The following is a 5541-nucleotide window of genomic DNA, read 5'->3' on the forward strand; positions in this document are numbered from 1 at the left end:
GCCTGCGGCCCGCCGCGAATACAAGTTAAGGCCACAAGGCGCCGAGCGCAAAAAAGCGCTTTAAGGAGCTTGCCTTACGACATTCTCGATCCGAGCCAGGCACGATGCCACAAGCTCAACGGCACCGGTGCAGCGCTCCGCGAGCCACGCTCGCAACACACCGAGCGTACACACCATGATCAAGCCGGATCGTAATAGTGAATTTCCAGCAGCACACAACCGTCGTTCGACTTGAACGGACCATGCCACGCGCCAGGCGGACGCACCGCATAGGTATAGCCCTCAAAGGGCTTGCCGCCCTGCCCGTGCTCGTCATTCCCAACGGTCAAGTCGCCCTCCACGAGAAAGACCTCCTCCCAGTAATCGTGCACAAACGGCCTCTTCGTAAACAGCCCGGCGGGCAGGCGCAGCAGGCGCGTGCGACTCCCGCGCTTGTTGTCCGTATCGAGTTCGCCGGAAAGAATCAGCTCCTGCGCACCCGAATCCGGGTCGTAGCCCTCGGGAAGCCGCCAGCCCTTTGCCATGTCCAGGCCATGAAACTCGTCATGAAGTTTGTTGATTGCCATGTGTCTCTCCTTGGTGGAATCTGAATTGCATCGATGGGCACTCAGGCCGCGCGCGGCGCCTTCGCCAACTCCTGGTCGAGCGAATAGCTCGACAGCATGTTGTCGACGAGGCCCGTGGCACGGTGCCAGTCATAGGTGCGATAGGCGTGGCCCTTGGTCACGAACGACGCACCGGCGTAGAACAGCTCGTACTGGTTGTGGCGCGACGCGAACTCCGAGCCAACGGCGTCCCAGGCGAGCTTGAAGAACTTGACGCGCTCTTCCGAGCTGCACACCGGCGACTTCTGGGTCTTCTCGATGATGCGCAGCAGATCGGGATTTTCGAAGTCCTGAACGCTCGACGGCAGCATGATCATCCCGCCACCCGCAAGCTCGCGCAGCGTGTTGAGGATCTTCGAGTAGAGCTGCTGTGTCAGGACCTGCGAGCTGTACAGCATGTTGCGGTCGGGCACGTAGTAGCCGTTGACCATGGCCCCCTTCGCCTCCATCCCGTAGACGTACGCCTCGACCATGGAGGCTTCCGCCGAGAGCTGGCCTAACGCCTCGCGAACCTGCGGGAAAGTGTTCGTCCCGTTCACTTCCGAGATCTTGAGGCCGAGCCCGACCAGGAAGCGCAGCTTCGTCATCAGACGAACCTGGCATTGGTAGTTTTGATAGACGTGCGCCGGCGTGGCGTGAAACTGCTTCGCGCACATCGCAACGTCGCCGGCGATGAAGATGCGCTCCCAGGGCACCTTGACGTCGTCGAAGTACAGCACCGCGTCGTTTTCGTCGTAGCGGCTCGAGAGCGGGTTGTCGAATACCGACGGCGCGTGCTCCTCGTACGACTTGCGCGACATCACCTTCATGCCCTTCGCGTTCATCGGCACCGCGAACGAGAGCGCATACATCTCGTCGCCCTGGCGCAAGGGCTGGATGCAGCTGCAGAACACTTCGTTCGCCATGATGCCGCTCGTCGCCAGCATCTTCGCGCCGCGCACGGTGATCCCCTCGGCATCCTGGTCCACAATGCCGACGGCCAGATACTTGTCTTCCTGCTCGTGCGCCGACTTGACCTGGTTCGCCTGCGGATTGACGATCACGTAGGTCAGGAACAGGTCGTTGTCGCGCGCATATTTGTAGTAGTCGCTCAGCACGCCGGCACGCGCCGGGTCGTATTGCTCGAACACGTCGATGCCCATGACCATGCCGGCAAGGCAGGACGCAACGTGGTCCGGCGAGCGCCCCATGAAACCGAAATGGAGTTCCGTCCAGGCTTCGAGGGCTTCGCGCCGCTCGACCAGTTGCTCATAAGACGCCGGCAGTTCCCAGATCCGGCTCACGCGCCTGCCGGTGTCGGGAGACGTGAAGGTCATCTTCTCGACGTTTTCCGGGCGTGCCTGGAAATCGTAGAGATTCGCGTAGCTGCGAATGGAATTGCGGAACGCGGGATGCGAGGTGACGTCGCCCACTGGTTTGCCATTGAGGTACACCTCGCGCCCGTCGCGCAGCGATGCAATATGTTGAGTTCCGTTCTTGATCACGATCTTCTCCAAGGTGAGTTCGTCTGCGGTTTCAGGCCGATGCGCTCTGCACGGCGTCGAGGGAGCGGTAGCGTCCGCCAAAGAAAATCAGGGGGCGGCCGTGGGAGCGCGCCTGATGACGCGTGACGCGGCCAACGAAAATCACGTGGTCGCCACCATCGTGCTGCGCATACGGCTCGCATTCGAAGGTCGCGAGCGCATCGGGCAGCAGCACGGCGGCATCGCGCTCGCTCGCCCCGCCATCGCGCCAGCTCCATTTGTCGCCGTTTGCCTTGGCGAAGCGGTTCGACATCTCCTGCTGGGTCTCTTCGAGCACGTTGACGGCATAGCTGGGCGCGCTGCACAAGTCGGCGAGGCTCATGCTGCGCCGGTCGACCGAGAACAGAATCAGTGGCGGATCGAGCGAAACCGAGTTGAACGAGGCCACCGTGATCCCGATCGGATGCCCTTCTTGCCGCGGTGCGGTAATGACCGCCACGCCCGTGGCGAACATCGACAAAGCCGTCCGGAATTGCCGCTGGACGTCGACGCTCCCTTCAGGCTGTGCTGTTGTGCTGCCCATTTCGCTCTCCTTGTTCCGCCGCCTTGCGCACCGGTTTCCCATGCTCACAATGCGAATTAATTTAGCTTTGTTTCATAGCTATTATTAAAGTCAAAACCGGAGCAGCGTGCAAGTTGGCGTTTACCACTAAAAGAAAGCTTTGTTTGAAAGACAACCCTACTCGCTGAGTGGGTGTTCGCGGAAGCGGACGAAAGTGCGCCTACACTTCGTTGCGCGAGCTGACGCTCGCCGAGCACGATACCGCCGAGGGAGCACGATTCATGCAAGCCAAGACAGACACACGCCCTATCTACATGGACTACAGCGCGACCACGCCGGTCGACCGGCGCGTGGTCGAGAAGATGGTGCCCTTCCTTCACGAAGATTTCGGCAATCCAGCCTCGCGCAGCCACAGCTATGGCTGGACCGCGGAGGAAGCCGTGGAAACGGCGCGCAGGCATGTGGCCGAGTTGCTGCACGCCGATTCGCGCGAGATCGTCTGGACTTCCGGCGCAACGGAGGGCAACAACCTCGCGATCAAAGGCGCGGCGAACTTCTACAAGGGCAAGGGCCGCCATATCGTCACGGTGAAAACCGAGCACAAGGCGGTTCTGGACACGTGCCGCGAGCTGGAGCGGCAGGGCTTTGACGTGACGTACCTCGACGTGGGCGCGGACGGGCTGCTCGACTTCGAGACCCTGCGCGCGGCACTGCGCGAGGACACCGTTCTCGTATCGGTCATGATGGTGAACAACGAGACCGGCGTCGTGCAGCCGATTGCCGAGATTGGCGCGCTGTGCCGTGCCCGAGGCATCGTCTTTCATTGCGATGCGGTGCAGGCCGCCGGCAAGATTGCCATCGATGTCAACGCGCTCGGCGTCGATCTGCTGACCGTGACGGCACACAAGCTGTACGGCCCCAAGGGCATTGGCGCGCTCTACGTGCGCCGCAAGCCGCGTGTGCGCATCGAGGCCCAGATGCATGGCGGCGGCCACGAACGCGGCATGCGCTCGGGCACGCTGCCCACGCACCAGATCGTCGGCATGGGCGAAGCGTTCAGGCTTGCGAAGGAAGAGATGGAAGCGGAGAGCCGGCGAGTCGGCGCACTACGCGACCGGCTGCTCGCCGGCCTGACGAAACTGGACGAGGTCTACGTGAACGGGCACCTCACCCGGCGCATTCCTCACAACCTGAATGTGAGCTTCAACTTCGTGGAAGGCGAGTCCTTGATCATGGGGATCAAGGGCGTGGCGGTATCATCGGGGTCGGCGTGCACTTCCGCTTCGCTGGAACCTTCGTACGTGCTGCGCGCGCTCGGGCGCAGCGACGAGCTGGCGCACAGCTCGATACGCTTTACGCTGGGCCGGTTCACGACCGAAGCGGAAGTCGACGAAGTGATCAGGCAGGTCAGCGAGACCGTGGTGAAACTGCGCGCGCTGAGCCCGTTGTGGGACATGCATCTCGAAGGCGTCGACCTTGCGACGATTCAGTGGGCCGCACATTGAGCCCGCATTGAACCCGACATGGCGGCGAGACGCGATGGCGCGCCGCCATGGCCGGCTTGCCGCGGGCGGGGAAGCTCACTCAGGGCTTTTGCTGGCGAGCTATCATGTGAGTCAGGTCAAGCGTTGCACGGTCGCCGTTGCTCACCAGCCTGTCGACGACTGAGCAAAGCGCCTTGAATTCCGCCTTTGTCACGCCTTCAAAGAGGACGTTGTTGATGGTCTGCTGATTCTCCGCCAGCTCGCGAAGCAATTTCCAGCCGGCCGCCGTGACCGTCAAGCGCATCTTGCGCTTGTCGTCGGGATCCGAGCGCTTGTCGATCAGGCCGAGCTTCTTGAGCTTGCCGGTTTCGAGCGTGACGAACGCGCCGCTCAGGTGTAGATGGTCGGCGAGCCGGTTGACGGTCACGACCTCGTCGTCCGACAAATGAGAGATCGAGACGAGCAAGGAATACTGAATGCCGGTCAGGCCGACCAGCGCGCCGAATCCATCGCGGATCGACAGCAGGCGCGCCGCGAACGGCAGCAGCCCGTTGATCAGATGGCGGAATTCCCGGTCGCTGCCGTCGATCAGGCAGGCGGGGTTGGTAATCGTCAATACGGACTGATCGTGCTGCTTTGCCATGCCGTTCACACTCCCCGACTGCTTACGTGGTTACCTTTGCGACCTAATTATAGCGCAAAGGCAGACCCCTCCCGCACCAGCGTGGTGCATACTTATGGGTGCCCAAGCCCTGGATTCATGACATGACCTCACTGCCCATCTCAACCGTGCAGACTTTGCTGGAAGGCTATTTGCATGCGAAGGACCAGAATCGCCCCGAGTTGATTGCGGATTGTTTTGCCGGCGACGCGGCGTTGACGTTTTCGATCGCAACCGATGAAATCGATTTTCCGCGCAGCGTGAGTGGCGCGGCTGCGATTGCGAAGACGCTGGTGGCTGATTTCGGTGAGCGGTTCGATCGGTGCCGCACCTATTATGTGTGCGGCGAACCTGAGGTGGATGCAGACGGCGTCTGTGTCATGCCTTGGCTCGTCGTGATGAGAGAGAAGGAGACTGAAGCGCTTCGGCTTGGTAAGGGCGCGTATCGGTGGAGAATTGGCCGCCTGGCCGGAGGTGTGGACCGGATCGTCGCGCTGCATATTCATATCGAACGCATGGATACGATCGGGGATACCGGGTCGGTCAAGCTGAGCGCTTTGCAGGAATCGCTGGATTATCCGTGGCTGCCGCCCGAGATGTTGATGCGTGGTGTTCGGGCGTTTGCTGGTGCTTTTCCTGATGCGGCATTCGCCGCGCTGTTTGAGCGGCCTTCGGAGACCGATTTCTTGCTCAACGATAAGTGAGTATTCTTAAATTTTGTTTCGTTGGTTTTGGTGTAGCGCTCCGCGCGTTGGCCTTAACTTGT

Annotated in this window: 6 protein-coding genes; 2 read left to right on the top strand and 4 right to left on the bottom strand. The window is 61.2% G+C overall.

Annotated features, from left to right (window positions below; all coding sequences use genetic code 11):
• Positions 1-179 precede the first annotated feature (179 nt).
• From BO1_RS47895 to BO1_RS47905, 3 genes are read right to left on the bottom strand one after another with little or no spacing between them, the layout of a single operon-like run.
• A complete protein-coding gene (locus tag BO1_RS47895) occupies positions 180-566 on the bottom strand; it encodes a cupin domain-containing protein (protein ID WP_028223648.1) in 387 nt (128 codons plus the stop codon).
• Between the two features lie 41 nt (positions 567-607).
• Positions 608-2089 (bottom strand): 4-hydroxyphenylacetate 3-hydroxylase family protein, encoded by a 1482-nt coding sequence (locus BO1_RS47900; protein ID WP_028223649.1) that lies wholly within the window; start codon positions 2087-2089, stop codon positions 608-610.
• A 31-nt stretch (positions 2090-2120) separates the two neighbouring features.
• On the bottom strand, positions 2121-2651 hold the full coding sequence (locus BO1_RS47905; protein WP_028223650.1) for a flavin reductase family protein: 531 nt from the start codon (positions 2649-2651) through the stop codon (positions 2121-2123).
• Positions 2652-2911: 260 nt separating this feature from the next.
• Here BO1_RS47905 and BO1_RS47910 point away from each other — a divergent pair, with 260 nt between their 5' ends.
• Positions 2912-4135, top strand: a complete 1224-nt coding sequence (locus BO1_RS47910; RefSeq protein WP_028223651.1) for an IscS subfamily cysteine desulfurase — start codon at positions 2912-2914, stop codon at positions 4133-4135.
• Positions 4136-4214: 79 nt separating this feature from the next.
• On the opposite strand, the gene BO1_RS47915 is transcribed toward BO1_RS47910, so the two are convergent.
• Positions 4215-4757, bottom strand: a complete 543-nt coding sequence (locus tag BO1_RS47915) for a MarR family winged helix-turn-helix transcriptional regulator (protein ID WP_028223652.1) — start codon at positions 4755-4757, stop codon at positions 4215-4217.
• A 122-nt stretch (positions 4758-4879) separates the two neighbouring features.
• Here BO1_RS47915 and BO1_RS47920 point away from each other — a divergent pair, with 122 nt between their 5' ends.
• Positions 4880-5479: a nuclear transport factor 2 family protein gene (locus tag BO1_RS47920; protein WP_028223653.1), complete on the top strand. Its 600-nt coding sequence runs from the start codon at positions 4880-4882 to the stop codon at positions 5477-5479.
• Positions 5480-5541 lie beyond the last annotated feature (62 nt).

It is taken from the genome of Paraburkholderia oxyphila NBRC 105797 (assembly GCF_000685075.1).
Classification (GTDB): domain Bacteria; phylum Pseudomonadota; class Gammaproteobacteria; order Burkholderiales; family Burkholderiaceae; genus Paraburkholderia; species Paraburkholderia oxyphila.